This is a genomic window from Alsobacter ponti, from assembly GCF_024294805.1.
Lineage (GTDB): Bacteria > Pseudomonadota > Alphaproteobacteria > Rhizobiales > Beijerinckiaceae > Alsobacter > Alsobacter ponti.
This window is the reverse complement of sequence record NZ_JANCLU010000008.1, coordinates 87,712-113,881: the sequence shown is the minus strand read 5'-3', so window position 1 is coordinate 113,881 and position 26,170 is coordinate 87,712. Positions and strand designations below refer to the sequence as shown.

Sequence of the window (26,170 nt, the reverse complement as noted above, 5' to 3'; positions counted from 1 at the left end):
GATCTGCCCCATGGCTGCTTCGGATATCGTCATTGTCAGCGCCGCTCGGACGGCGGTTGGCTCGTTCAACGGCGCGTTCGCCAACGTTCCCGCCCACGACCTCGGCGCGGTCGCCGTCAAGGCCGCGATGGAGCGGGCCGGCGTCTCGGGCGACGAGGTGGACGAGGTCATCCTCGGCCAGATCCTCGCGGCCGGCCAGGGCCAGAACCCGGCCCGGCAGGCGGCCATGAAGGCCGGCGTTCCGCAGGAGAAGACGGCGTTCGGCCTCAACCAGCTCTGCGGCTCGGGCCTTCGCGCGGTGGCGCTCGGCCTGCAGCAGATCGCCAACGGCGACGCCAAGATCATCGTGGCCGGCGGCCAGGAGTCGATGTCGCAGGCGCAGCACACCGCGCATCTGCGCAACGGCACCAAGATGGGCGACCTGAAGTTCGTCGACACCATGCTGCGCGACGGCCTGCTCGACGCCTTCCAGGGCTACCACATGGGCAACACGGCGGAGAACGTCGCCGCCAAGTGGCAGCTCACCCGCGACGAACAGGACCAGTTCGCCGTGGCCTCGCAGAACAAGGCCGAGGCGGCGCAGAAGGCCGGCAAGTTCAAGGAAGAGATCGTCCCGGTGACGGTGCCGAGCCGCAAGGGCGACGTGGTCGTCGATCAGGACGAATATATTCGCCCCGGCACGACGCTCGACGCGGTCGCCAAGCTGCGCCCGGCCTTCTCCAAGGACGGCACGGTGACGGCCGGCAACGCCTCCGGCATCAATGACGGCGCCGCCGCCGTGGTGCTGATGACCGCCGAGGAAGCGGCAAAGCGCGGCCTCAAGCCCCTGGCGCGCGTCGCCGCCTGGGCGACGGCCGGCGTCGACCCGGCGATCATGGGCACGGGTCCCATCCCGGCCTCGCGCAAGGCGCTGGAGAAAGCGGGCTGGAAGGTCGGCGACCTCGACCTCATCGAGGCGAACGAGGCCTTCGCCGCCCAGGCCATCGCGGTCAACAAGGACATGGGCTGGGACACGTCCAAGGTGAACGTTAACGGCGGCGCCATCGCCATCGGCCACCCGATCGGGGCCTCCGGCGCGCGCGTGCTGGTGACGCTGCTGCACGAGATGAAGCGCCGCGACGCCAAGAAGGGCCTCGCCACGCTGTGCATTGGCGGCGGCATGGGCATCGCCATGTGCCTGGAGCGCTGAGCGCGCCAGGCCGACAGGGCGCCGGCCGGACGCCCGACGGGCGTCCGGCTCATTTCGGAGCGTCGGTCCGACGCTCCTCAACCAGCCGAATTCAGGGGGGAGACGCATGGCACGAGTTGCGGTGGTGACAGGCGGCACGCGCGGCATTGGCGCGGCCATTTCCAAGGCGCTGGCGGCCGGCGGCTACAAGGTCGCGGCCAGCTACGCCGGCAATGACGAGGCGGCCGCCAAATTCAAGGCCGAGACCGGCATCGGCGTCTACAAGTGGGACGTGTCCAGCTACGACGCGTGCGTCGCGGGGCTCAAGCAGGTCGAGGCCGATCTCGGCCCGGTGGACGTGCTCGTCAACAACGCCGGCATCACGAAGGACGGCATGTTCCACAAGATGACGCCCGAGCAGTGGTACGGCGTCATCAATACCAACCTTAACTCGCTGTTCAACATGACGCGGCCGGTGTGGGAAGGCATGCGCGAGCGCAAGTTCGGTCGCGTGATCTGCATCTCATCCGTGAACGGCCAGAAGGGCCAGATGGGCCAGGTGAACTACTCCGCCGCCAAGGCGGGCGACATCGGCTTCGTCAAGGCCCTGGCTCAGGAAGGCGCGCGGGCGGGCATCACCGTCAACGCGATCTGCCCCGGCTACATCGCCACCGACATGGTGAAGGCGATCAGCCCCGACGTGCTCGCCAAGGCCATCCTGCCCCAGATCCCCGTCGGCCGCCTCGGCGAGCCGGAAGAGATCGCGCGCGCCGTGGTGTTCCTGGCGTCCGACGACGCCGGCTTCATCACCGGCTCGACGCTGTCGGCCAATGGCGGCCAGTACATGGTCTGAGGCCGGATCGCGGCGGGTTCGCCCGCCGCGATTCCCGACGCGACTCACGAGACGGCCGGGCTGGACCCGGCCGTTTTATCGTCGGGACGGCGTCGCTCAGGGATTGCGCGGGACGATCGGCTCGCCGACCAGCCACCAGCAGGAATGGTCGCGGTAGCGCACCGGGTAGAACCGCCGGTCCTGCGACAGGTTGGACGACAAATTGCCCTTCGGACGCGCGCCGCCGACCGGGCTGCCGCGCATTTCCATGAGATCGAGCAGCTCGGTGATTCGGGTCGGTTCGCCGCGTTCGCGCAGGATGGCGGCCACCAGGTCGCGCTGGCTGAACGCGCCACCCTGGGCGGGGTCGACGAAGGGCGGCGGGTTGCGGCGGCGCGCCGTACGCGGCGCCTGCGCGAGCTGCGCCAGCATCTCGAAGGCGGAGGCGACCGGGCCAGCCGCGCTCAGCGATGCGGCGGGCGGCTCGGCGCCCGCCGGCGGCGCTTCGAGCCAGCCAATGGCGTGTTGAAGGGCGAGCAGGACGCGGTAATCCTCGTTCTCTCGGAAGAGGCGGGCCGAGAGATCCTCCCGGATCCGCATCAATGCGCCCTTTGTCGTCTCGTTGAGTGTGTCCATTCTCGGAAACCCTTGCTCAAATAACGTATTCGCGAAAATGCCGCTAACAACCAGCGACTTGGCGCACAATGCGGGGGTTCAAAACGAACTTTCGACGCGAAACATCGGAAATTGTCTAACATGTCATGCAAGGCCATGCAACAACATGACGGGTTAAAATTGAGTGTCGAGCGGTTGAAATGATGAAACAACTTGAAGTTGCATCATTTGTTCGAGCAACCCTGCTCGGCTTCGGCGCGATCCTTCTGTGGTCGGCGCTCGCCGCGCTCACGGCCGCCGCCGGGGACACGCCGCCCTTCCAGCTCGCGGCGATGACCTTCGCCTTGGGCGGCGGATTGGGCGCAGCGTCGTGGCTGCGTCGCCCAGACGCCGTCCGCGCCTTGCGCCAGCCGTGGCCGGTCTGGCTGCTCGGCGTCGGCGGCCTGTTCGGCTACCACGCGCTCTATTTCGCCTCGCTGCGCCTCGCCCCGCCGGCCGAGGCGAGCCTGATCGCCTATCTCTGGCCACTGCTCATCGTGCTGTTCGCGGCCTTTCTGCCGGGAGGGCGCCTGCACGCCCGCCACCTGGCGGGCGCGGTCATGGGGTTCGCCGGGGTCGCGGTGCTGATGGCGGCGCGCGGCGGCCAGCTCAGCCTCGACTCCGCCGACGCGCCCGGCTATGCGCTGGCGCTCGCCTGCGCCTTCACCTGGGCGGGCTATTCCGTGCTGTCGCGAAGATTCGGGCACGTGCCGACCGACGCCGTGGTCGGCTTCTGCCTCGCCACCGCGCTCCTGTCTGCGGCGGCGCACCTGGCGTTCGAGACCACGGTTTGGCCGCGGGGGGCGGGCCAGTGGCTGGCCGTGCTGGCGCTGGGCCTCGGGCCGGTCGGGGCCGCCTTCTATCTGTGGGATGTCGGCGTCAAGAAGGGCGACATCACGCTGCTCGGCATCGGCTCCAACGCCGCGCCGCTGCTCTCCACGCTGATCCTGATCGCCACCGGCTTCGCCGATCCCAGCGTCTGGCTGCTGCTGGCGGCGGTGCTCGTCGTCGGCGGCGCGCTGGTCAGCCGCGGCTTCCAGGGACGGCGCGCCGCTCAGGCGGCCCAGTAGTCGTAGACATAGACTTCCCGGAAGCCGAGCCAGGCGTAGAGCGGACGGGCCTCCGCGTTGGCGACCGTGACCTGCAGATAGGCGCGGCGGGCCCCACGCGCGGCGGCGGCCGCCATCAGCGCCGCCACGGTGCGCCGGCCGAGCCCGCGCCGGCGGTGCGCCGCGTCGGTGACGACATGGAAGATGCCGGCGAGGTCGCCGCGCACCACGGCGCGTCCGAACGCCGCGGGCCGCCCGCCGTCGAACGCCGTGGCCAGCACCTGCCCGGCGGCGGCGCGTTCGAGCAGAAGCGCCACGACGGCGAGCTCGGTCGCGTCGTCCTCGTGGGCGAGGCCCATCGCCTCCACCCAGGCGGCGTCGAAGCCGTCGACGAGCGAGACGCCGTCCGGAACCGCCCCGCCGGCCGCGAGCGGGGCGAGCTGCACCGACGTGGCGTCGCCCGGCGCCAGGCCGAGCCTCGCGACGCGCTCGCGGCTCTTCTCGCCGGCCAGGGGCTGCAACCGCACGGTGCAGGGCGCGCCACGCTCGGCGCAGATGCGTCGCGCCGCCTCCAGCGCGGCGTCGAAACCGTCCGGCGCGAAGGTCACCGGCGTCAGGCAGTTGACGCGGCGCGACCGCGAGCCTGGCGTGTGGCGCAGCTCCCAGCCGCCGATCGCGGTCACCTCCGGGGCGGGCCAGGAGGCCGCGCTGTGCCGCTCCAGCTCCTCGACCAGGCGCAGATCGGCCGCCGCCTCAGCGGCCCTCGCGCTCGAAAGCGTCTCGCTCACGCGCGGTTCTTCCGCTCGCGCAGCTCGGCGAACACCTCCAGCGGCGAGCGGCCGGAAAGGCCGATCTGGCGCGCGATGGCGGGGTCGGCGGCGCGCAGGAAGGGATTGGTCGCCTTCTCGATGCCGATCATGGTCGGCAGGGTGAAGGCGTCGGCGGCGCGCAGCTGCTCGACCTCCTGGGCCCTCGCCTTCAGCGCCGGGTTGCCGGGGTCGACGCTCAGCGCGAAGCGGGCGTTGGAGAGCGTGTACTCGTGGCCGCAATAGACGCGCGTGTCGTCGGGCAGCGCCGCGAGCTTGTTGAGCGAGCTCAACATTTGCGCCGCCGTGCCCTCCAGCAGACGACCGCAGCCCAGCGAGAACAGCGTGTCGCCGGCGAACAGCAGCTTCTCGCCGCGAAAATGGTAGGCGATGTGGCCGGAGGTGTGCCCGGGCGTTTCGATCACCTCGGCCTCGAGATGGCCGACGCGCACGACGTCGCCCTCCCGCACGCCCTCGTCGATCTCGGGAACGCGGTGGGCGTCGGCCGCCGGGCCGACGACGCGCGCGCCGAACCGCGCCTTCAGCGCCGGCAGGGCGGCGACGTGGTCGCCGTGGTGATGGGTGACGAGGATGTCCGTCAGCCGCCATCCCGCCTTGTCGAGGGCTTCGAGGATGGGGGCCTCCTCGCCGGCGTCGATGGAGGCGGTCGCCCCGGTCGCCGAATCGTGCAGCAGCACGCCGAAATTGTCGGAGCCGATGAGGAACTGGCGGATCTCTGCGGGCATGGCGGACACTTCCTGCACTCGGGGGCCGTTCGGTCGAGGCCCGGCGCGGCCGCCGCCGGGCGGGGTCGCGCCGGTCCATTGTCTTGTGGGCGCTTGCGTCCTGCAACTCGGTTCTGCTTCATGGGATCACGATGAACGCGAATTTCGCGCGCCCCCGGCGCGGTGCGGGGAGCAGCCATGCATCCTGACGTGGTCGACCTGCGCAGCTTCTACGCCGGGCCGCTGGGGGTCGTGGCGCGCCGCCTGCTGGGCCGCAGCATCAGGGCGCGGTGGGGCAACGTGGCCGGGCAGATCGTGCTCGGGGTCGGCTACGCCACGCCCTATCTCGACGTCTTCACCGGCGAGGCGGAGCGGATTCTGGCCTTCATGCCGGCGGCGCAGGGCGTGGTGAACTGGCCCACGGACGGGCTGTCGGCGAGCGCGCTGGCGGAGCTCTCCATGCTGCCGCTCCGCGATTCGTCGGTCGACCGCGTGCTCGTCGTCCACGCGCTGGAGACGGGCGAGAGCCCCGGCGAACTGCTGTCGGAGATCTGGCGGATCCTCACCCCGGGCGGGCGGCTGATCGCCGTCGCGCCGAACCGGCGCGGCATGTGGGCGCGCATGGACACGACGCCGTTCGGCCAGGGGCAGCCCTTCTCGCGCGGGCAGCTGACGCAGGTCCTGCGCGAGGCGCTGTTCTCGCCGGTGCATTGGTCGGAGGCGCTCTACGTGCCGCCCTTCCCGAGCCGGACCTTCCTGCGCTCGGCGACGGCGTGGGAGCGGCTGGGCGTTACCCTGTCCCTGCCCTTCGCCGGCGTCCACGTCATCGAGGCGACCAAGACCCTGTACCGTCCGGTGGTGGTGCGCCAGACGCGCCGCGTCTCGGCCCGCATGTCCCCGGCGCTCGCCGCCACGCCCCGCGTGCTGACGCGCGGCGCGGATTGACCTGTCGCATTCCCCCGCTATGATCCGCGCCGCTCGCCTCAGGCGCGCGCCCCTATGGCGGAACTGGTAGACGCGACCGACTCAAAATCGGTTTCCGCAAGGAGTGCTGGTTCGATTCCGGCTAGGGGCACCAACGATCCCGTGTGCACCCAAGGCTTCGGCCTTAACCCGATCTCCCGCGCGGCGGCGCGCCGCGTTAAAGGCTTTGTTATTAAAGGCGGTTGCCAGGCACCCAAAGGGGGGGTTCGGCCCGTCCTTGCCCAAGCACCAGTATCCCGCCATCCTGCCGGATGCGGGGCTTGGCTTGTTCTGCGGAGCCCGGAAGGGCGGCGCGGAACGGCGGGGGCCTCGTCCCGCCGGCGGATGCCGGAGGTGAGGGTGTAATACCGACGAGAGTTGACCCCCGCCGTTCCGCGCGCGGTGTTTGAGGCTTGCTCCGCTTGGTCCCAGGGGGCATGACACTCACCCTGTTTGGTCCCGCAAGCCGGCTGGCCCTTGCCTCCCGATCGACCCCCGCCCGCATATCGCGTGACGAAGTCCGTCCTGGAAGCTGAGAAACCATCCAGCCCGGGTTACTGTCCCGCTGTTGGCGGCGACGAACCTGAGCGGCTTGGGCCGCCGGCGCTCGGGAGTGCGTGACGCTCCCTCGAACCGGCCACCGCCCCCCACCCGCATCGGCCACGCTGCAGACGCCCCTTCCTCGGGTGAGGACGAGAGCCATATAGGCATAAATTCCTGAGAATGTCAAGCGGGATTGCGGGTAGGCCCGCGCCCGCTACCGCGCCCCGCGGCCGTTGAGGGGGTTGTCGGGGTCCCAGGCGTAGTCGACCGTCTCGAAGCGCATCGACAGGGCGTCGAGCATCAGCAGGCGGCCGACGAGGCCTTCGCCGAAGCCGACGATTTCGCGGATCGTCTCTAGGGCCATCAGCGCGCCCATGACGCCGGCCAGCGCGCCGAGCACGCCGGCCTCGGCGCAGGTCGGCGTCGCGCCGGGTGGGGGCGGCGCGGGGAACAGGCAGCGATAGGTGGGATTCGGCGCGCCGTCCGGCCCCGTCTCGTGCGCCCGGATCGTGGTCAGCGTGCCGTCGAACACGCCGAGCGCCGCCGTCACCAGCGGCCGCCGGGCGCGGAAGCACGCGTCGGAGACGGTGTAGCGCGTCTCGAAATTGTCGGAGCCGTCGGCCGCCACGTCGTAGCGCGCCGCCAGCGCCTCGGCGTTGTCCGCCGTCAGGCGAAGGCGATGCGGCTCGACCGTCACGTGCGGGTTGAGGCGGGCCACCGCGCTCGCCGCGCTCGCCACCTTGGGGCGGCCGACATCGTCGGTGCCGTGGATCACCTGCCGCTGCAAATTGGAGAGCGACACGTCGTCGTCGTCGACCACGCCGATCGTGCCGACGCCGGCGGCGGCAAGGTACTGGATGAGCGGCGCGCCGAGCCCGCCCGCGCCGACCACGAGGACCCGCGCCCGCTTCAGCTTCTGCTGGCCCGGCCCGCCGACATGGCGCAGCACGATATGGCGCGCGTAGCGCTCCAGCTCCTCGGGGCTGAGGCTCATCGCGTCCCGAGCGCCCAGTCGAGCGCCTCTTCCAGCCGGTCGTTGCCCCAGAACAGCTCGCCGTCCGGCGTCACCAGCGTCGGCGCGCCGAAGACGCCCTTCGCGACGGCGGCGTCGGTCTGCCGGCGCAGGGCGTGCTTCACCAGCTCGGTATGGGCGGCGGCCAGCGCCGGCTCGAAGTCGACACCCGCCTCGCGCAGCGCCTCCTCCACCACCGCCGGCTCGGCGATGTCGCGGCCCTCGCAGAAGGCGGCGCGGTACACGGCGCGTGTGAAGGCGGGGCGCGCCTCGTCCGGCAGGGCGACGGCGACGCGCGAGGCGGAGAGGCCGTTGAGGGGGAAGGCGTCGGGCACGCGGAACGGCAGGCCCATGCGCTCGCAGCGCCGCTCGACGTCGCGCCACATGTAGCGCGTCTTGGCGGGGACCGCGAGGTTGGGGGAGCGCTCCAGCCCGTTGTGCTTGAACACCGCCCCGAGCAGGAAGGGCCGCCACACCAGGCGCACGCCGCGCGCCTCGGCCAGCGGCCCGATGCGTTCGGCGGCGAGGAAGGAATAGGGCGAGGAGAACTCGTACCAGAAGTCGACGACGGGCTGTTCGGTCATGCCGCCGAGCCTAGCACCCCGGCCGCCCGCCGCAAGCGCGCCGCGCCCGCCGCCCCCTCCCAAGGCGGGCCTTGCGCGCGCGCCCGCCATGCCTATAGTCCCGCGCGAATTCGCGGGGCCTCGCGGCCCGGAGAGAGTGAGCCCCTATGTCCGACAAGCGCGTCAAGAAGGTCGTCCTCGCCTATTCCGGCGGGCTCGACACGTCGATCATCCTCAAGTGGCTGCAGACCACCTACGGTTGCGAGGTCGTGACCTTCACGGCCGATCTCGGCCAGGGCGAGGAGCTGGGGCCGGCGCGCGACAAGGCGCTGCTGCTCGGCATCAAGCCCGAGAACATCTTCATGGACGACCTGCGCGAGGAGTTCGTGCGGGACTACGTGTTCCCGATGTTCCGCGCCAACGCGCAGTACGAGGGGCTGTACCTGCTGGGCACCTCCATCGCCCGGCCGCTGATCGCCAAGCGCCAGATCGAGATCGCCGAGCAGGTCGGCGCCGACGCCGTCTCGCACGGGGCCACCGGCAAGGGCAACGACCAGGTGCGCTTCGAGCTGGGCTACTACGCGCTGAAGCCCGACATCACCATCATCGCGCCGTGGCGCGAGTGGGACCTGACCTCGCGCACGCGGCTCATCGAGTTCGCCGAGCAGCACCAGATCCCGATCGCCAAGGACAAGCGCGGCGAGGCGCCGTTCTCGGTCGACGCCAACCTGCTGCACGCCTCCTCCGAGGGCAAGGTGCTGGAGGACCCGGCCGTCGAGGTGCCGGACTACGTCTACTCGCGCACGCTCGACCCGGAGAAGGCCCCCGACACGCCGACCGTCATCGCGATCGACTTCGAGAAGGGCGACCCGGTCGCCATCGACGGCGTCCGGATGTCGCCGGCGACGCTGCTGGCCCGCCTCAACGAGCTGGGCCGCGCCAACGGCATCGGCCGGCTGGACCTCGTCGAGAACCGCTTCGTCGGCATGAAGAGCCGCGGCATGTACGAGACGCCCGGCGGCACGATCCTGTACTTCGCGCATCGCGGCATCGAGTCGATCACGCTCGACCGCGGCGCGGCGCACCTCAAGGACGAGCTGATGCCGAAATACGCCGAGCTCGTCTACAACGGCTTCTGGTTCTCGCCGGAGCGCGAGATGCTGCAGGCGATGATCGACAAGAGTCAGGAGGCGGTGACCGGCCGCGTGCGGCTGAAGCTCTACAAGGGCTCGGCCTGGGTGATCGGCCGCGAGAGCCCCTATTCGCTGTACGACCAGGAGCTGGTGACGTTCGAGGAAGGCGCGGTCGCCTACGACCACCGCGACGCCGCCGGCTTCATCCGCCTCAACGCCCTGCGCCTGCGCACCCTGGGCGCCCGCAAGCGCAAGCTGGGGGTGTAAGCCGACCGGGCGAGCCCCCGCCTCAGCGAGCAGGAAGAACGTGAGTTGATGGCGGTTTCCCGTTTGCGCGCAGCGGCGCTCGGCTGATCGCGCGCATCCGCCCCCACCCCCCTCCGCCCAATCCCTCGTTGTCCCCGGCCCTCCCCTGTGATATTGCGGCGCAACCAACGAGAAGCCGCGCCAGCCCGACTCCCCCGACGGAGCCGGGCTTTGCCGTTTGAGAGATCCCCATGAAGCTGCGCAATATCGCGATCATCGCCCACGTCGACCATGGCAAGACCACGCTGGTCGACAAGCTGCTGATGCAGTCGGGCACCTTCCGCGAGAACCAGAAGGTGGCCGAGCGCGCCATGGACTCCAACGACCTGGAGCGCGAGCGCGGCATCACCATCCTCGCCAAGTGCACCTCGGTGCAGTGGAAGGACACCCGCATCAACATCGTCGACACCCCCGGCCACGCCGATTTCGGCGGCGAGGTGGAGCGCATCCTCAACATGGTCGACGGCGTCATCGTGCTCGTCGACGCCGCCGAGGGTCCGATGCCGCAGACCAAGTTCGTGGTCGGCAAGGCGCTCAAGCTCGGCCTGCGCCCGATCGTGGCGATCAACAAGATCGACAAGCCCGAGCAGCGCGCCAACGAGGTCGTCAACGAGGTGTTCGACCTTTTCGCCGCCCTCGACGCCACCGACGACCAGCTCGACTTCCCGATCCTCTACGGGTCCGCCAAGCAGGGCTGGATGGCCGAAAGCCCGGACGGCCCGCAGGACAGCCTCGGCCCGATGTTCGACCTCGTGCTGCGGCACGTGCCGGCCCCCAAGATCGAGGAGGGGCCGTTCCGCCTGCTCGGCACCATCCTGGAGGCCAACCCCTATCTCGGCCGCATCGTCACCGGCCGCATCACGTCGGGCACGGTGAAGCCCAACCAGGCCTTCAAGGTGCTCGACGCCAAGGGCAACCTGATCGAGCAGGGCCGCATCTCCAAGGTGCTCGGCTTCCGCGGCCTCGAGCGCGTGCCGGTGGACGAGGCGGAGGCCGGCGACATCATCGCCATCGCCGGCATGGTCAAGGGCACCGTGGCCGACACGTTCTGCGACCCGCTGGTCGAGGCGCCGCTGCCGGCCCACCCGATCGACCCGCCGACCGTCACCATGACCTTCCGCGTCAACGACTCGCCGCTTGCCGGCACGGAGGGCGACAAGGTGACGAGCCGCGTCATCCGCGACCGCCTGTTCAAGGAGGCCGAAGGCAATATCGCGCTGCGCATCACCGAATCCTCCGAGAAGGACTCGTTCGAGGTCGCCGGGCGCGGCGAACTGCAGCTCGCCATCCTCATCGAGACGATGCGCCGCGAGGGCTTCGAGCTCGCCGTGTCGCGGCCCAAGGTGGTGTTCTCGCGCGACGAGGCCACCGGCGAGATGCTGGAGCCGATCGAGGAGGTCGTCATCGACGTCGACGAGGAGCATTCCGGCGTCGTCGTGCAGAAGATGTCCGAGCGGCGCGCCGACATGATCGAGATGCGCCCCTCCGGCGGCAATCGCCAGCGCCTGGTGTTCCACGCCCCCACGCGCGGCCTCATCGGCTATCTCGGCGAGCTGCTCACCGATACGCGCGGCACCGCGATCATGAACCGCCTGTTTTATGAATACGCGCCGTGGAAGGGCGACGTCGCCGGCCGCCGCAACGGCGTGCTGATCGCCAACGAGGCGGGCGAGGCGGTTGCCTACGCGCTGTGGAACCTCGAGGACCGCGGCCCGATGATGATCGAGCCCGGCTGGAAGGTGTACCAGGGCATGATCGTCGGTGAGCACACCCGCGACAACGACCTCGAGGTCAACGTCCTCAAGGGCAAGAAGCTCACCAACGTGCGCGCCGCCGGCAAGGACGAGGCCGTGCGCCTCACCCCGCCGATCCGCATGACGCTGGAGAAGGCGCTGGCCTACATCCAGGACGACGAGCTGGTCGAGGTGACGCCCAAGGCGATCCGCCTGCGCAAGACGCTGCTCGACCCCAACGACCGCAAGCGCGCCGAGCGCGCTCGCGAGGCCGTGGCCTGAGCCGCGCGACGGGGCGGCGGCGGCCTCGCGCCGCCTCGCCGCCCGCGCGTTCCGCCCTATCTGGATGGGCATGACCACCACACCCCGCCCGGCGCGGCGGACCCGCCGCAAGCCCCTGGACGAGGCCAAGGTCGACGCCGTGCTCGCGCTGGTGCTGGAGCTGGACGGGCGCGCCCCCGCCGCGCCCCGCCCGGGCCGGCTGGAGGCGCTGCTGCGCGAGCTGGCCGAGCGCCGCCCCCGCAAGGACCCCGACGAGATCGAGGACATGGTGTGGGCGCACTGGATCTCGCATCGCGACCGGCGCGCCTGCACCGACATGGCCGTCGCCCTCGAGGCGATGGGGGCGGGCGCGTTCGACCTCGCGCGCCCGTTGCTCGACGCGTTGGTGCGCCGCCGGCCGGACTGGGCCGAGGCCTGGCACAAGCGCGGCATCCTCGCCTTCATCCAGAAGCGCGACGCCGACGCGCTCGGCGACATCGAGCGCACGCTGCTGCTGGAGCCGCGCCATTTCGGCGCCGTCTCCAGCTTCGGCCAGATCTGCCTGCGCCACGGCCGGCTCACGGAGGCGCGCGCCGCGTTCCAGGTGGCGCTGGCCATCAACCCTCATCTGGAGGGGCTGGCGGAGGCGGTGGCCGAGCTCGGCCAGATGCGCCGTGCGCAATGGCACTGAGCGGCGAATTCCACAGACGCGCGGGTGGATTGCCTATTGCCGGCAAAACCGCTTAGTTTGGCCGCAAGCCGCCCTCCGGCGGCGGAAAACCGTCAAGAAACATCGAGGGGAATACGCAATGAAAACGGCGCAACGTAGCGGCCTGGCGGCACTCGCCCTGTCCGCCGTGCTGATGGCCTCCACAGGCCTGTCCGCCAAGACGCTGGTCTACTGCTCCGAGGGGAGCCCCGAGAACTTCACCCCCGCCCTGAACACCACCGGCACCAGCTTCGACGCCGCGCGCCCGGTCTACAACCAGCTCGTCGAGTTCGAGCGCGGCACGACCAAGGTCATCCCGGGCCTGGCGGAAAGCTGGACGGTGAGCCCCGACGGCCTGACCATCACGTTCAAGCTGCGCAAGGGCGTGAAGTGGCACACCGTCACCGGCTTCAAGCCGACGCGCGACTTCAACGCCGACGACGTGCTGTTCTCGTTCAACCGGCAGTGGAAGACCGACCACCCCTACTACAAGGTGTCCGGCGGGAAGTATGACTACTTCAACGACATGGACATGCCGAAGCTCCTCAAGAGCATCGAGAAGAAGGACGACTACACCGTCGTGATGACGCTGGCGGAGCCGAACGCGCCGATGCTCGCCAACCTGGCCATGGACTTCGCGACCATCCAGTCGGCCGAGTTCGCCGAGCAGCTCCTCAAGGCCGGCAAGCCCGAGCAGTTCGACCAGATCCCGGTCGGCACCGGGCCGTTCTCCTTCGTCGCCTACCAGAAGGACGCGGTGATCCGCTACAAGGCGAACAAGGAGTTCTGGGGCGAGAAGCCGAAGATCGACGACCTCGTCTACGCCATCACGCCCGACCCGACGGCACGCTACTCCAAGCTGAAGAGCGGCGAGTGCCACTTCGTGCCCTATCCGCGTCCGGCTGACCTCGCCGAGATGCAGAAGGACCCGCAGCTCCAGGTCATCAACCAGCCGGGCCTCAACATCGCCTACTGGGCGTTCAACACGCAGAAGAAGCCCTTCGACGACAAGCGCGTCCGCCAGGCCCTGAACATGGGCATCGACAAGGCCGCCATCGTCAAGGACGTGTACCTGGGCGCCGGCCAGGCGGCCAAGAACCTCATCCCGCCGACGCTGTGGGGCTACAACGACAAGGTCCAGGACTATCCCTACGACCCGGAGAAGGCCAAGGCGATGCTGAAGGAAGCGGGCGTCACCACGCCGCTCGACATCGACCTCTGGTACATGCCCGTGCAGCGGCCCTACAACCCCAACGCCAAGCGCATCGCCGAGATGATGCAGGCGGACCTCGCCAAGCTCGGCATCAACGCCAAGCTGGTGACCTACGAGTGGGGCGAGTACCGCAAGCGCGCCCAGCAGGGCGAGGCGATGACCGTGCAACTCGGCTGGACCGGCGACAACGGCGACCCGGACAACTTCTTCTTCCTGCGCGGCTGCGCGGCGGCCCGTCCGGGCGGCCAGAACCTGTCCAAGTGGTGCAACAAGGAGTATGACGACCGCCTCAACAAGGCCAAGACCCTGGCCGACCCGGCGGCGCGCGCCAAGCTCTACGAGGAAATGCAGGTTATCGAGCACGACGAAGCGCCCGACATGAAGATCGCGCACTCCATCGTCTACGAGGTGATGCGCAAGGGCGTGACGGGCTACAAGCAGAGCCCGCTCGGCGGCCACAAGTTCAACGGCGTCGACGTCCAGTGACGGGCGTCTCGGCCTGACCTTTCGGGAGGGGCGGCGCAACGCCGCCCCTCCCTTGTTTCAAGGGCCCGCGCCGCGGGTCCGTGCCGCCTTCATGACGGTGCCTCCCAAACATGTTCAAGTTCCTGCTGAAGCGCGCCGCGCTCACCATTCCCACCTTCTTCGCGCTGATGTTCGTGACCTTCGTGGCGATCCGGCTCGTGCCGGGCGACCCCGTCGAGGTCCGCACCGGCGAGCGCGGCATCTCGCCCGAGCGGCTGGCGCAGTTCCGCCACGAGCTGGGGCTCGACCAGCCGGTCTGGAAGCAATTCCTGGACTATGTCTGGCAGCTCCTGCACGGCGATTTCGGCACCTCGATCGTCACCAACGAGCGCGTGCTGACCGAATTCTTCCAGCTCTTCCCGGCGACGCTGGAACTGTCGTTCTTCGCCATGCTGTTCGCCATCGGCATCGGCATTCCCGCCGGCGTGATTGCGGCGCTGAAGCGGGGCAGCATATTCGACCAGACCCTCATGGGCATTTCGCTGACCGGCTTCTCCATGCCGATCTTCTGGTGGGGCCTGCTGCTCATCATGCTCGTGGCCGAGCGCTGGGGCCTGACACCGGTGTCGGGCCGCATCGACCTCATCCGCTTCTATTTCGAGCCTGTCACCGGCTTCATGCTGATCGACTCGCTGCTCTCCGACCAGCCCGGCGCGTTCTGGTCGGCGCTGCACCATCTGGTGCTGCCCGCCATCGTGCTCGGCACCGTGCCGCTGGCGACGCTGGCGCGCATGACGCGCTCGTCCATGCTGGAGGTGCTGAGCGAGGACTATGTCCGCACGGCGCGCGCCAAGGGGCTGAGCACGTTCCGCGTCATCGGCGTCCACGCGCTGCGCAACGCGCTGATCCCGGTAGTGACGATCATAGGCCTGCAAGTGGGCTCGCTGATGGCGGGCGCGGTCCTGACGGAGACGATCTTCTCCTGGCCCGGGGTGGGCAAGTGGCTGATCGAGTCGATCGGCCGGCGCGACTATCCCGCCCTGCAGGGCGGCATCCTGCTGATCTCCTCGGTGGTCATCATCGTGAACCTCACCGTCGACATCCTCTACGGCACCATCAACCCGCGGATTCGCCATGGCCGCTGACATTTCCGTCGTGGACACCGCGCCGGCCATCCCCGCCCCGGCGGGTCCGCTGCGCGCCTTCTGGGCGTCCTTCTCCGAGAACCGCGGCGCGGTGATCGGCATGCTGGTGCTGCTGCTCATCGTGCTGCTGGCGGTGTTCGCGCCGCTCGTCGCGCCCTATTCGCCGACCGAGCAGTTCCGCGAGTTCAGCAAGCTTCCGCCGGCATGGTCGGAGGGCGGCGACTGGCGCTACGTGCTCGGCACCGACGCCCTCGGCCGCGACATGCTCTCCCGCCTCGTCTACGGGGCGCGCGTGTCGCTGTTCATCGGCCTCGCCGTGATGGTGGTGTCGGTGGCGGTGGGCGTCGCGCTCGGCCTCGTGGCCGCCTTCGCCGGCGGCATCACCGATGTCGCCATCATGCGCGTGATGGACCTCATCATCTCGGTGCCGGGCCTGGTGCTCGCCATCCTGATCGTGTCGGTGCTGGGGCCCAGCCTCGCCAACACCATCGTCGCGGTCACCATCGTGTTCCTGCCGCGCTACGTGCGGCTGGTGCGCGCCTCGGCGATGGGCGAGATCGGCAAGGACTACGTCACGGCGGCGCGCGTCGCCGGCGTCGGCCGCCTGCGCCTGATGGCCTCAACCGTGCTGCCCAACTGCCTCGCCCCGCTCATCGTGCAGGCGGCGCTGGGCGTGTCGGAGGCGATCCTGGAGGCGGCGGCGCTGGGGTTCCTCGGCCTCGGCGCGCAGCCGCCGACGCCCGAATGGGGCTCGATGCTCGCCGACAGCCGCGAGTTCATCCGCTCCAACCCGTGGATCGTCACCCTGCCGGGCCTCGCCATCCTCGTCACCGTCATCTCGATCAACCTGATGGGCGACGGGCTGCGCGACGCGCTCGATCCCAAGCTGAAGAGGAGCTGAGAGCGTGAGCCTCCTCGAAATCCGCAACCTCTCCGTCTCCTTCGCCACCCGCAACGGGGCGTTCAAGGCGGTCGACGGCGTCGACCTGACGGTGGACCAGAACGAGGTCGTCGCCATCGTCGGCGAGTCCGGCTCCGGCAAGTCGGTGGCCATGCTGGCGCTGATGGGCCTGCTGCCGTGGACGGCGACCGTCACCGCCGACGTGATGCGCTTCGACGGGCGCGACATGCTGACCCTGTCGTCGCGCGAGCGGCGCTCGATCATCGGCCGCGACATCTCCATGATCTTCCAGGAGCCGATGACGTCGCTGAACCCGTGCTTCACGGTCGGCTACCAGATCGGCGAGACGCTGAAGGCGCATCTGCAGCTCGACCGCGCCGCGCGACGCCGGCGCGCCGTGGAGCTGCTGGAGGAGGTCGGCATCACCGATCCGCAGCGCCGCCTGTCGGCGTTCCCGCACCAGCTCTCCGGCGGCATGAGCCAGCGCGTGATGATCGCCATGGCGATCGCCTGCCGGCCCAAGCTGCTGATCGCCGACGAGCCGACCACCGCGCTCGACGTCACCATCCAGGCGCAGATCCTCGACCTGCTGCTGCGGCTGCGGCAGGAGACCGGCATGGGCCTGGTGCTGATCACCCACGACATGGGCGTTGTGGCCGAGACGGCCCACCGCGTCATCGTGCAATACGCCGGCCAGCAGGTGGAGACGAACGCCACGCTGCCGCTGTTCGCCGATCCGCACCATCCCTACACGCACGCTCTGCTGGCGGCGCTGCCCGAGCGCGCCACCGGCCGCGTGCTGCCCTCGATTCCGGGCGTCGTGCCCGGCCAGTTCGACCGGCCGGCGGGCTGCCTGTTCTCGCCGCGCTGCGCCTTCGCCACCGAATTGTGCCGGACCACCCGCCCGCCCCACGCCTCGCCCCAGCTCGGGCGGGCGCTCTGCCACTACGCGCTGGTCCAGGGCCAGCCCACCAACCGGGAGCGCGCGGCATGAGCGTCGTCCTCGAAGGCCGCGACCTCGCGCGGGAGTACTCGGCGAAGCGCGGCATGTTCTCACCGCCCGCCACCGTCAAGGCGCTCGCCGGCGTCTCGTTCGACCTCGAGACCGGCAAGACGCTCGCCGTGGTCGGCGAATCCGGCTCCGGCAAGTCGACGCTGGCGCGTCTCGTCACCATGATCGAGGAGCCGTCGCGCGGCACGCTGCGCATCAACGGCGTCGACCTCGCCACCGCGACGGCGAAGGACCGCCGCGACCTGCGCCGCCACGTGCAGATCGTGTTCCAGAACCCCTACGGCTCGCTCAATCCGCGCCAGACCATCGGCGCGGCGCTCGAGGAGCCGCTGCTGGTCAACACGGACATGCCGGCGGCCGAGCGCGCCAGGGCGGCGCGCGACATGATGGCCCGCGTCGGCCTGCGGCCCGAATATGTCGACCGCTACCCGCATATGTTCTCGGGCGGCCAGCGCCAGCGCATCGCCATCGCCCGCGCGCTGATGCTGCGGCCCAAGATCCTCGTCCTCGACGAGCCGGTGTCGGCGCTCGACGTGTCGATCCGCGCCCAGGTGCTGAACCTGCTCGCCGAGCTGCAGCAGGAATTCGGCCTCGCCTATTTGTTCATCTCGCACGATCTGTCGGTGGTGCGGCACATCGCCGACACGGTGATGGTCATCTATCTCGGCCACGCCGTGGAGGTGGGCTCGCGCGACGCGATCTTCTCCGCGCCGCAGCACCCCTACACGCGGGCCCTGCTGTCGGCGACGCCGGTGGCCGACCCGCTGGCCAAGAAGGAGCGCATCGTGCTGCAGGGCGAGCTGCCCTCGCCGTTCGATCCGCCCAAGGGCTGCCCGTTCAACCCGCGCTGCCCGCTCGCTCACGCCCGCTGCGTGCAGAACCCGCCGCTCGAGACGAAGCACGGCCGCCTGGTCGCGTGCTGGGCGGTGGAGGGGTAGAACCGTTTGGAAAGCGGTCGGCCGAGCTACGCTCCCCTCGGTCGAAAATCGCGCGGATCGAGGCAGGCGTCGTATTCGTTCTGGGTGATCTTGATCCACTCGGTCCGATCAATCCCGCGCCCCGAGGTTGCTCGAGGCCCGGCGGGAAAGGCGGAGGCGAGGACGATCCGCCGTTCCTGTTCCTTCCCGATCTCGAGAATCTCCTCGACGACCTCGGCAAGGTCCTGATCTTGGCTATAGATCACTGCCACGTCGAAATTTCGCTTCCGCGCGAGGGCTACGAGATCGAGCGCAAGCCGCAGATCGATCCCTTTTTCCTGAGCGATTTTAATATTTTGAGGAGTATCGCCGGCTTTCGACGGCGGCAGATGTCTGTAGCGGAGCGGCCGCGTCGTGACGTGAACGCCGGCGCGCTTGAGCGCAAGAATGCGATTGCTCCAGTATCCGTGCCACTTCGGATCTTCCACGGCGGACGGAATGCCCGTGTAATACCGAACCAATGTCGGCCGCCACCCTTTCAACTCGCACACTCGCGCATGCAGTTTCAGAGGGTCGAAATTCGGATGGTGGTGACCGAAAGCGTCCTTCGCATGCCTGAACAGATTCTGCACGTCGAAGAACGCCATGGCGTTCAATGGACCTTGCATCGCAATCAACATCGAAAAACAAAAAACCCCGCCGGGGACCGCAAGCGGCCAAGTCCGACGGGGGGCTAATGAAAGAAAGGTTATGTGAAAATCGGCGTTTTTGCAAGCGCGTTGTGAGAGGGAGACTCTCGCGAACGCCGAAGGCGCCGGATCAATTCGCAAACCTATCCGTCCCGCCGTGACACGCCGCATTCGCGCTGGTAAGCCCCGGCATCGGCTTTCAAGGAGACAGGCGAATGACCATTGAACGTATCGGCTGCGGCCCGCGCATGAGCGACGCCGTGATTCACGGCGACACGGTGTACCTGGCTGGCCACGTCGCCGACGCGGCGAAGGGCAAGAGCGTCACCGAGCAGACGCGCGACATCCTGGCGCAGATCGACGAGACGCTCGCGCAGGCCGGCACGGACAAGACGAAGATCCTCTCGGCCACCATCTATCTCGCCGACATCAAGACCTTCGCGGAAATGAACGCCGTGTGGGACCAGTGGGTGTCGAAGGGCAACACGCCGGCCCGCGCCACCGTCGAGGCGAAGCTCGCCGCGCCCGACTACACGGTCGAGATCGTGATGATCGCCGCGCGCTGAGGGCGGGGACGCCGCCGTATCCCCGGGACGGCGGCGGTGCGGTAGAGTGCGAATCGAGGGACGTGGACCATGGCGGCCAGTGTGTCGAGCGCGGCGGACGAGTACGACTACATCGTCGTGGGGGCGGGCTCGGCCGGCTGCGTGCTGGCCAACCGGCTCTCGGCGGACCCGGCCAACCGGGTGCTGCTGCTCGAGGCCGGCGGGCGCGACGGCTGGATCTGGTTCCACATCCCGGTCGGCTACCTGTTCGCCATCGGCAATCCGCGCGCCGACTGGATGTTCAAGACCCAGCCCGAGCCCGGGCTGGGCGGGCGCGCCATCGCCTATCCGCGCGGCAAGGTGATCGGCGGCAGCTCCGCCATCAACGCCATGATCTACATGCGCGGCCAGGCCGCCGACTACGACGGCTGGCGGCAGATGGGGCTGGAGGGCTGGGGCTGGGAGGACGTGCTGCCGTTCTTCCTGCGCCACGAGGACCACGTGTTGCCGCCCAACGCTTTCCACCGTTCCGGCGGGGAATGGCGGGTCGAGTATCCGCGCGTGCGCTGGGACGTGCTCGACGCCTTCCGCGACGCCGCCGAGCAGGTCGGCATCCCCAAGGTCGACGACTTCAACACCGGCGACAACGAGGGCTCGTCCTATTTCCAGGTCAACCAGAAGCGCGGCCGGCGCTGGAGCGCGGCGCGCGGCTTCCTGAAGCCGGCGCTCGGCCGGCCGAACCTGCGGCTGGAGACCGGCGTGCTCGCCGAGCGCGTGCTGATCGAGGGCTGCCGCGCCGTCGGCGTCGCCTACCGGCAGGGCGGAGCTGAGCGCATCGCGCGGGCGCGGCGCGAGGTCGTGCTGGCGGCCGGCGCGATCGGCTCGCCGCACCTCATGGAACTCTCCGGCATCGGCGACGGCGCGCGGCTCCAGAGCCTCGGCGTCGAGACGGCGGCGCACCTGCCGGGCGTCGGCGAGAACCTGCAGGATCACCTGCAGATCCGGCCGATCTTCAAGGTCGACGGCGTGCGCACGCTCAACGTCGACTACCGCAGCTATCTCAAGCGCGCCGGCATGGGGCTGGAATACGCCCTGTTCCGCACCGGCCCGCTCACCATGGCGCCCTCGCAGCTCGGGCTGTTCACGCGCTCCTCGCCCGACTACGCGACGCCAAACCTGCAATTCCACATCCAGCCGCTGTCGCTGGACAAGTTCGGCGACCCGCTGCACGACTTCCCCGCCATTACCGCCAGCGTCTGCAACCTGCGGCCGGCGAGCCGCGGCGCCGTCCACGCGTCGAGCCCGCGCGCCGGGGACGCGCCCTCCATCGCGCCGAACTACCTGGCGGAGCCGGAGGACCGGCGCGTCGCCTCCGACGCCCTCAAGCTGGTGCGCCGCATCGTGGCCGCGCCGGCGCTGGCGCGCTTTCACCCGCAGGAGTTCCGGCCCGGCGCGCACCTGACGTCCGACGAGGATCTCGCGCGGGCGGCGGGCGAGGTCGCCTCCACGATCTTCCATCCGGTCGGCACGGCGCGGATGGGACGCGACGACGATCCGGCGGCGGTGGTCGACGCAAGGCTGCGCGTGCGCGGCGTCGAGGGCCTGCGCGTCGCCGACGCCTCGGTGATGCCGCGAATCACCTCCGGTAATACCAATTCCCCGACCATGATGATCGCCGAGAAGGGCGCGGCGATGATCCTGGAGGACGCCAGGGCCGCCCCGGCGGGACGGCCCGTCGCGGTGTCGAGCGCGGCCTGACCCCGCGTCGCCGCAGCAGCAGGAGGCTTCCGTGTCCGCAGCCCTCGACGCTTCCCTCGTCTTGCCGCCGGACGGGCGGCAGTCCCCGACGGCGCTCGCCGTGGCGCGCGGCACGCGCCGCCTGCTCGGCGGGCTGGGCTTCGCCACCGTCACGGAACTGCCGCTCGCCTCGGGCCGGCGCGCCGACATCGTCGCCCTGGCGCCGGACGGCGCGGTGTGGATCGTCGAGGTCAAGTCGAGCGTCGAGGACTTCCGCGCCGACGCCAAGTGGCCGGACTACCGCCTCCATTGCGACCGGCTGTTCTTCGCCATCCCGCAGCACGTGCCGGCGGACATCATGCCGGACGAGGCGGGCCTGATCCTCGCCGACGCCTATGGGGCGGAGATCCTCCGCCATCCCGGAGAGCACCGCCTTCCGGCGGCGACGCGCAAGGCGCTGCTGCTGCGCTTCGCCCACGCCTGCGCCCAGCGCCTGCACGCGCTCGCGGATCCGGAAGCGGTCGCCGGCGGTTTCTGAGTCGGGCCCAAGACGTCAAAGGAGACTGTATGATCGTCGCGCTGGGGTTGCGGGCTTTCGCCGAGGCGCTGTCGCCCGCCTTCCGGCGCGTCCTGTGGAAGTCACTCGGGCTCACCGTCGCGCTGCTGGCGCTGGTCTGGCTGGCGCTGACGCGCCTGTTCGCGTGGTGGCTGTCGGGCGTCGCGACGGCGCAGGACCATCCGTTGGTGACCACCTATGCCGGCCTCTTCGCCGGCCTGGGGCTGGTGGTGGCGCTCATCTATCTCATTCCGCCCGTGTCGATGCTGGTCGCCAGCTTCTTCCTCGACGAGGTGGCCGAGACGGTGGAACGGCAGGACTACCCCGGCGAGCCGATCGGCCGGCCGCTGCCGCCGATGACCGCCGCGTGGGAGGGGCTGCGCTTCGCGCTGGTCTCGCTCGGCGTCAACCTGCTGGCGCTGCTGATCTGGTTCGTGCCCGGCGTCGGCCTGCTCGCCTTCTTCGCCGCCAACGCGATCCTGCTCGGCCGGGAGTATTTCGAGCTCGCCGCCGGGCGCTACCGGCCGCTGGCGGAGGTGAGGGCGCTGCGCGCCCGCCATCCCGGCACGGTGACGCTGGCCGGCGCGTTGATCGCCTGCGTCGTGGTGGTGCCGTTTCTCAACCTGCTGACGCCGCTGTTCGGCGCCATCCTCATGGTCCACGTCCACAAGCGCCTCGCGGCCGGCGCGCCCGCGCTGCAGGCGGCGCCGGATATCTGAGCGCCGGCGCGGCTCAGGCGTCCTTGCCGGTTCAGGCGTACTTGCCGGTGTCGTACTGGCCCATGCGGCGGTAGTGCTCGAGGTAGGACGGCACGACCGCCTCGATCGTCTCCGCCTGGATGCCGAGCCCGGCCAGCGTGCGGCCCTGCGCGACGGCCTCGTCCGAGACGACGTTGTCGCGCTGGAGCAGCGTCACCTGGTCGCGCGTCAGCAGCAGCGCCTGCGGCATCACGCCGAAGCTGATGGCGTTCAGCGTCTCGAGGACGGCGGCCTGCACGCGCGCCACGCCCAGCGGCAGCGGCACGATCAGCCGGCGGCGCTCGGTAACGGCGAGCACGAACTCCAGCACCTCGCGGAAGGTCTTCACCTCCGGCCCGCCCAGCTCGTATGTCGCGCCCGGCGTGGCGCGGCCCTGCACCGCGCGCGTGATGGCCTGGGCCACGTCGCCGACGAATACCGGCTGGAAGCGCGTCGAGCCGTCGCCCACCATCGGCAGCACCGGGGAGAAGCGGGCCAGCGTGGCGAAGCGGTTGAAGAAGGCGTCCTCGGGGCCGAACACCACGGAGGGCCGCGCCACCACCGCCGTCGGGACTTCCGACAGCGCGGCGGCCTCGCCGGCCGCCTTGCTGCGCGCGTAGGCCGACGGCGAGTCCGCGTCCGCGCCGATCGCCGACATCTGGACGAAGCGGGTGATGCCGGCCCGGGCGACGGCCTGGGCGACGGCGAGCGCGCCCTTCTCCTGCACCGCCTCGAAGCTCTGCTTGCCCGACTCGACGAGGATGCCGGTCAGGTTGACCACGGCGTCGGCGCCCTCGATGGCGCGGGCGACGCTGTCGGGGTAGCGCAGATTGGCCTGCACAGGGTGGATCTGGCCGACATTGCCGATGGGCTGCAGGAACAGCGCGAGATCGGGACGGCGCACCGCGACGCGGATGCGGTAGCCCTTGTTGGCGAGCGCGCGCACCAGATGCCGGCCGATGAAGCCGGACCCGCCGAACACCGTGACGAGCTGGTTGGATGCGACGTCCATTCCGCAGACTCCTGAAGCCATTCGACGAGGCTCTTAGAGCATTTTCCGGCGTGAGGAAATGCGCTTCCCACCCCCCGCGCCGCTTAGACCTACGGATAAGCCCACGCTTTGCGCCCGGCCGAACGGCGCCGTTCAGAGCACGAAGCGGCTGAGGTCGGCGTTGGCGGCGAGGTCGCCCACCGCCTGCTGCACGTAGGCGGCGTCGACCGTCACCGTCTCGCCGCCTCGGTCGGGCGCGGTGAACGAGATCTCGTCCAGGATGCGCTCCATCACCGTCTGGAGCCGCCGCGCGCCGATGTTCTCGACGGAGGCGTTGACCTGCACGGCGATGCGGGCGACGGCGTCGATGGCGTCGTCGGTGAACACCAGCGTCACGTCCTCCGTGCGCATCAGCGCCACGTACTGCTTCACCAGGCTCGCCTCGGTGTCGGTCAGGATGCGGCGGAAATCGGCCTCGTTCAGCGAGGCCAGCTCGACGCGGATCGGCAGGCGGCCCTGCAGCTCGGGCAGCAGGTCGGACGGCTTGGCGACGTGGAACGCGCCGGAGGCGATGAACAGGATGTGGTCGGTCTTCACCGCGCCGTGCTTGGTGTTGACCGTGGTGCCCTCGATCAGCGGCAGCAGGTCGCGCTGCACGCCCTCGCGCGACACGTCGGCCCCGCCGCGGCCCTCGCGGGCGCAGATCTTGTCGATCTCGTCGAGGAACACGATGCCGTTCTCCTCCACCTGGCGGATCGCCTCGTCGACGATCTGTTCCTGGTCGAGCAGCTTGTCGCTTTCCTCGGCGACCAGCGGCTTGTAGGCGTCGCGCACGGTGGTGCGGCGCGCCTTGGTGCGGCCGCCGAGCCCCTTTCCGAACAAATCGCCGATCGAGATCGCCCCCACCGACGCGCCGGGCATGTTGGGCAGCTCGAACAGCGGCAGGCCGCCGCCGCCCTGCTGCAGCTCGATCTCGATCTCCTTGTCGTCCAGCTCGTTGGCGCGCAGCTTCCGGCGGAAGGCGTCGCGCGTCGCGGCGCTGGAGCCGGGGCCCACCAGCGCGTCGAGCACGCGCTCCTCGGCCGCCTTCTGGGCGCGCGCCTCGACGTCCTTGCGGCGGGCCTCGCGCACCATGCCGATGCCGATCTCGACGAGGTCGCGGACGATCTGCTCGACGTCGCGGCCGACATAGCCGACCTCGGTGAACTTGGTCGCCTCGATCTTCAGGAAGGGCGCGCCGGCCAGCCTGGCGAGCCGGCGGGAAATCTCCGTCTTGCCGCAGCCGGTGGGGCCGATCATCAGGATGTTCTTCGGCAGCACCTCCTCGCGCATCGGCCCGGTGAGCTGCTGGCGGCGCCAGCGGTTGCGCAGGGCGATGGCGACGGCGCGCTTGGCGTCCCGCTGGCCGACGATGAAGCGGTCGAGTTCGGAAACGATCTCGCGCGGGGAGAATGTGATCATGGCGGTACCGGGCTGGGACGGCGCGCTCAGGCGGCGTCGAGCGATTCGATGGTGAGGTTGCCGTTGGTGTAGACGCAGATGTCGGCGGCGATGCCGAGGCTGCGGCGCACGATGGTCTCGGCGTCGATGTCGGTGTCGAGCAGCGCGCGGGCGGCGGCCAGCGCGTAGTTGCCGCCGGAGCCGATGGCCATCACGCCGTCCTGCGGCTCCAGCACGTCGCCGTTGCCGGAGAGCACCAGGCCCACGCTGCGGTCGGCGACCAGCATCATCGCCTCCAGCCGGCGCAAATAGCGGTCGGTGCGCCAGTCCTTGGCCAGTTCGACGCAGGCCCGCATCAGCTGGCCGGGATATTGCTCGAGCTTGGCTTCCAGCCGTTCGAACAGGGTGAAGGCGTCGGCGGTGGCCCCGGCGAAGCCGATGATGACCTCGCCCTTGCCGAGCCGGCGCACCTTGCGGGCGTTGGACTTCATCACCGTCTGCCCGAGGCTGACCTGTCCGTCGCCGCCGATCACCACCTTGCCGCCCTTGCGCACCATCAGGATGGTGGTGGCGCGCCAGCGCCTGTCGTCGTCTGCTGTCATGGTCCGTATCCGCTGCCAGGGTGTCCTTCATGTAGGTGACATCCGCCGCAACGCCAAACCCGGGGCCCGGCGGGCGCGCATTCCGGCCGTCCGGCGGGCGAAGCGGTGGCGCGCGGGCACGGGAGTTGCTAGAAGGCCCCCGGCGGCCGTTGCGGGCCGTCGACGGAGACACCCCATGCGCGCCGCGAGCGTTTCGCGCAAGACCGCCGAGACGGACGTCTCGGTCAGCATCGGCATCGACGGGTCCGGCGAGGCCGACGTCCGCACGGGCGTCGGGTTCCTGGACCACATGCTCGTGCTGCTGGCCCGCCATGCGCTGTTCGATATCGTGGTCCGTTGCGAGGGCGACCTGCACGTCGACCAGCACCATTCCGTCGAGGATATCGGCATCGCGCTGGGCGAAGCGCTGCGCAAGGCGCTCGGCGACAAGAAGGGCATCGCCCGCTACGCCTGCGTCCACCTGCCCATGGACGAGACGCTGAGCCGCGTCGCCGTCGACATCTCCGGCCGGCCCTTCCTGGTGTTCCGCGCGCAGTTCACAAGCGAGAAGATCGGCGAGTTCGACACCGAGCTGGTGCGCGAGTGGTTTCAGGCCTTCGCCATGAACGCCGGCCTGACGCTGCACGTCGAGACGCTGTACGGCGAAAACAGCCATCACATCGCCGAGAGCTGCTTCAAGGGCCTGGCCCGGGCTTTGCGCGCCGCCTGCGCGCTCGACCCGCGCGAGGCCGGACGGGTGCCCTCGACCAAGGGCGCGCTCTGA

General features: G+C 69.8%; 26 protein-coding genes and 1 tRNA gene. 18 read left to right on the top strand and 9 right to left on the bottom strand.

The window, feature by feature from the left end:
- The first annotated feature begins 10 nt into the window (after positions 1 to 10).
- Positions 11 to 1,189: an acetyl-CoA C-acetyltransferase gene (locus tag NK718_RS10250; protein ID WP_254741365.1), complete on the top strand. Its 1,179-nt coding sequence runs from the start codon at positions 11 to 13 to the stop codon at positions 1,187 to 1,189.
- A gap of 106 nt (positions 1,190 to 1,295) precedes the next feature.
- Positions 1,296 to 2,021 carry an acetoacetyl-CoA reductase gene (gene phbB, locus NK718_RS10245; RefSeq protein WP_254741363.1) on the top strand — a complete coding sequence of 242 codons (726 nt, stop codon included), beginning with the start codon at positions 1,296 to 1,298 and terminating at the stop codon, positions 2,019 to 2,021.
- Between the two features lie 96 nt (positions 2,022 to 2,117).
- Here phbB and NK718_RS10240 read toward each other — a convergent pair whose 3' ends face one another.
- A complete protein-coding gene (locus tag NK718_RS10240; RefSeq protein WP_254741361.1) occupies positions 2,118 to 2,705 on the bottom strand; it encodes a hypothetical protein in 588 nt (195 codons plus the stop codon).
- Between the two features lie 110 nt (positions 2,706 to 2,815).
- Here NK718_RS10240 and yddG point away from each other — a divergent pair, with 110 nt between their 5' ends.
- The gene (yddG, locus tag NK718_RS10235; RefSeq protein ID WP_254741359.1) at positions 2,816 to 3,724 is read left to right on the top strand and encodes an aromatic amino acid exporter YddG; all 909 of its coding nucleotides are present in this window, start codon (positions 2,816 to 2,818) and stop codon (positions 3,722 to 3,724) included.
- Here yddG and NK718_RS22170 read toward each other — a convergent pair.
- Together NK718_RS22170 and gloB are read right to left on the bottom strand one after the other, a co-directional pair.
- Positions 3,709 to 4,491: a GNAT family N-acetyltransferase gene (locus NK718_RS22170; RefSeq protein ID WP_254741357.1), complete on the bottom strand. Its 783-nt coding sequence runs from the start codon at positions 4,489 to 4,491 to the stop codon at positions 3,709 to 3,711. The genes yddG and NK718_RS22170 overlap by 16 nt on opposite strands.
- Positions 4,488 to 5,255, bottom strand: a complete 768-nt coding sequence (gloB, locus tag NK718_RS10225; protein ID WP_254741355.1) for a hydroxyacylglutathione hydrolase — start codon at positions 5,253 to 5,255, stop codon at positions 4,488 to 4,490. Before gloB ends, NK718_RS22170 begins: the two co-directional genes overlap by 4 nt.
- A gap of 177 nt (positions 5,256 to 5,432) precedes the next feature.
- On the opposite strand from gloB, the gene NK718_RS10220 reads away from it, so the two are divergent.
- Positions 5,433 to 6,179 (top strand): class I SAM-dependent methyltransferase, encoded by a 747-nt coding sequence (locus NK718_RS10220; RefSeq protein WP_254741353.1) that lies wholly within the window; start codon positions 5,433 to 5,435, stop codon positions 6,177 to 6,179.
- A gap of 48 nt (positions 6,180 to 6,227) precedes the next feature.
- Positions 6,228 to 6,312 (top strand) — tRNA-Leu (locus NK718_RS10215).
- 642 nt (positions 6,313 to 6,954) lie between these two features.
- On the opposite strand, the gene NK718_RS10210 is transcribed toward NK718_RS10215, so the two are convergent.
- Positions 6,955 to 7,734, bottom strand: coding sequence for a HesA/MoeB/ThiF family protein (locus NK718_RS10210; RefSeq protein ID WP_254741351.1), 780 nt, complete (start codon positions 7,732 to 7,734; stop codon positions 6,955 to 6,957).
- Entirely contained in the window at positions 7,731 to 8,336 is a 606-nt protein-coding gene (locus NK718_RS10205) for a 2-hydroxychromene-2-carboxylate isomerase (RefSeq protein ID WP_254741349.1), read from the bottom strand. Before NK718_RS10205 ends, NK718_RS10210 begins: the two co-directional genes overlap by 4 nt.
- A gap of 146 nt (positions 8,337 to 8,482) precedes the next feature.
- Here NK718_RS10205 and NK718_RS10200 point away from each other — a divergent pair, with 146 nt between their 5' ends.
- From NK718_RS10200 to NK718_RS10165, 8 genes are all read left to right on the top strand, one after another.
- Entirely contained in the window at positions 8,483 to 9,715 is a 1,233-nt protein-coding gene (locus tag NK718_RS10200) for an argininosuccinate synthase (protein WP_254741347.1), read from the top strand.
- Between the two features lie 230 nt (positions 9,716 to 9,945).
- Positions 9,946 to 11,769 carry a translational GTPase TypA gene (gene typA, locus NK718_RS10195; RefSeq protein WP_254741344.1) on the top strand — a complete coding sequence of 608 codons (1,824 nt, stop codon included), beginning with the start codon at positions 9,946 to 9,948 and terminating at the stop codon, positions 11,767 to 11,769.
- A gap of 70 nt (positions 11,770 to 11,839) precedes the next feature.
- Positions 11,840 to 12,439 carry a tetratricopeptide repeat protein gene (locus NK718_RS10190; RefSeq protein ID WP_254741341.1) on the top strand — a complete coding sequence of 200 codons (600 nt, stop codon included), beginning with the start codon at positions 11,840 to 11,842 and terminating at the stop codon, positions 12,437 to 12,439.
- Positions 12,440 to 12,557: 118 nt separating this feature from the next.
- The gene (locus tag NK718_RS10185) at positions 12,558 to 14,156 is read left to right on the top strand and encodes an ABC transporter substrate-binding protein (protein WP_254741338.1); all 1,599 of its coding nucleotides are present in this window, start codon (positions 12,558 to 12,560) and stop codon (positions 14,154 to 14,156) included.
- 110 nt (positions 14,157 to 14,266) lie between these two features.
- Positions 14,267 to 15,280, top strand: coding sequence for an ABC transporter permease subunit (locus NK718_RS10180; protein WP_254741335.1), 1,014 nt, complete (start codon positions 14,267 to 14,269; stop codon positions 15,278 to 15,280).
- The gene (locus NK718_RS10175) at positions 15,270 to 16,181 is read left to right on the top strand and encodes an ABC transporter permease subunit (RefSeq protein WP_254741332.1); all 912 of its coding nucleotides are present in this window, start codon (positions 15,270 to 15,272) and stop codon (positions 16,179 to 16,181) included. The genes NK718_RS10180 and NK718_RS10175 overlap by 11 nt, the downstream gene beginning before the upstream one ends.
- 4 nt (positions 16,182 to 16,185) lie before the next feature.
- Positions 16,186 to 17,175: an ABC transporter ATP-binding protein gene (locus NK718_RS10170; RefSeq protein WP_254741329.1), complete on the top strand. Its 990-nt coding sequence runs from the start codon at positions 16,186 to 16,188 to the stop codon at positions 17,173 to 17,175.
- A complete protein-coding gene (locus NK718_RS10165) occupies positions 17,172 to 18,131 on the top strand; it encodes a dipeptide ABC transporter ATP-binding protein (RefSeq protein ID WP_254741326.1) in 960 nt (319 codons plus the stop codon). Before NK718_RS10170 ends, NK718_RS10165 begins: the two co-directional genes overlap by 4 nt.
- A 26-nt stretch (positions 18,132 to 18,157) precedes the next feature.
- Here the strand turns inward: NK718_RS10165 and NK718_RS10160 are convergent, their stop codons facing one another.
- Positions 18,158 to 18,757, bottom strand: coding sequence for an NYN domain-containing protein (locus NK718_RS10160; protein WP_254741324.1), 600 nt, complete (start codon positions 18,755 to 18,757; stop codon positions 18,158 to 18,160).
- A 257-nt stretch (positions 18,758 to 19,014) separates the two neighbouring features.
- Between NK718_RS10160 and NK718_RS10155 the strand changes: the two genes are divergently transcribed.
- The 4 genes from NK718_RS10155 (at position 19,015) to NK718_RS10140 (ending at position 22,356) form a co-directional block, all read left to right on the top strand.
- Positions 19,015 to 19,365, top strand: a complete 351-nt coding sequence (locus tag NK718_RS10155) for a RidA family protein (RefSeq protein ID WP_254741322.1) — start codon at positions 19,015 to 19,017, stop codon at positions 19,363 to 19,365.
- 69 nt (positions 19,366 to 19,434) lie between these two features.
- Positions 19,435 to 21,102 carry a GMC family oxidoreductase gene (locus NK718_RS10150; protein WP_254741320.1) on the top strand — a complete coding sequence of 556 codons (1,668 nt, stop codon included), beginning with the start codon at positions 19,435 to 19,437 and terminating at the stop codon, positions 21,100 to 21,102.
- Between the two features lie 31 nt (positions 21,103 to 21,133).
- Complete coding sequence (locus NK718_RS10145) at positions 21,134 to 21,619, top strand: MmcB family DNA repair protein (protein ID WP_254741318.1); 486 nt, start codon at positions 21,134 to 21,136, stop codon at positions 21,617 to 21,619.
- Between the two features lie 29 nt (positions 21,620 to 21,648).
- Positions 21,649 to 22,356 carry a sulfate transporter family protein gene (locus NK718_RS10140; RefSeq protein WP_254741316.1) on the top strand — a complete coding sequence of 236 codons (708 nt, stop codon included), beginning with the start codon at positions 21,649 to 21,651 and terminating at the stop codon, positions 22,354 to 22,356.
- Between the two features lie 31 nt (positions 22,357 to 22,387).
- On the opposite strand, the gene NK718_RS10135 is transcribed toward NK718_RS10140, so the two are convergent.
- The 3 genes from NK718_RS10135 to hslV all read right to left on the bottom strand — a co-directional run bounded on the left by NK718_RS10135 (position 22,388) and on the right by hslV (position 25,407).
- Positions 22,388 to 23,386: a complex I NDUFA9 subunit family protein gene (locus NK718_RS10135; RefSeq protein WP_254741313.1), complete on the bottom strand. Its 999-nt coding sequence runs from the start codon at positions 23,384 to 23,386 to the stop codon at positions 22,388 to 22,390.
- A gap of 132 nt (positions 23,387 to 23,518) precedes the next feature.
- Positions 23,519 to 24,826, bottom strand: a complete 1,308-nt coding sequence (hslU, locus tag NK718_RS10130; RefSeq protein ID WP_254741310.1) for an ATP-dependent protease ATPase subunit HslU — start codon at positions 24,824 to 24,826, stop codon at positions 23,519 to 23,521.
- Positions 24,827 to 24,852: 26 nt separating this feature from the next.
- On the bottom strand, positions 24,853 to 25,407 hold the full coding sequence (gene hslV / locus NK718_RS10125) for an ATP-dependent protease subunit HslV (protein ID WP_254741307.1): 555 nt from the start codon (positions 25,405 to 25,407) through the stop codon (positions 24,853 to 24,855).
- A 175-nt stretch (positions 25,408 to 25,582) separates the two neighbouring features.
- Here hslV and hisB point away from each other — a divergent pair, with 175 nt between their 5' ends.
- Entirely contained in the window at positions 25,583 to 26,170 is a 588-nt protein-coding gene (gene hisB, locus NK718_RS10120; RefSeq protein WP_254741304.1) for an imidazoleglycerol-phosphate dehydratase HisB, read from the top strand.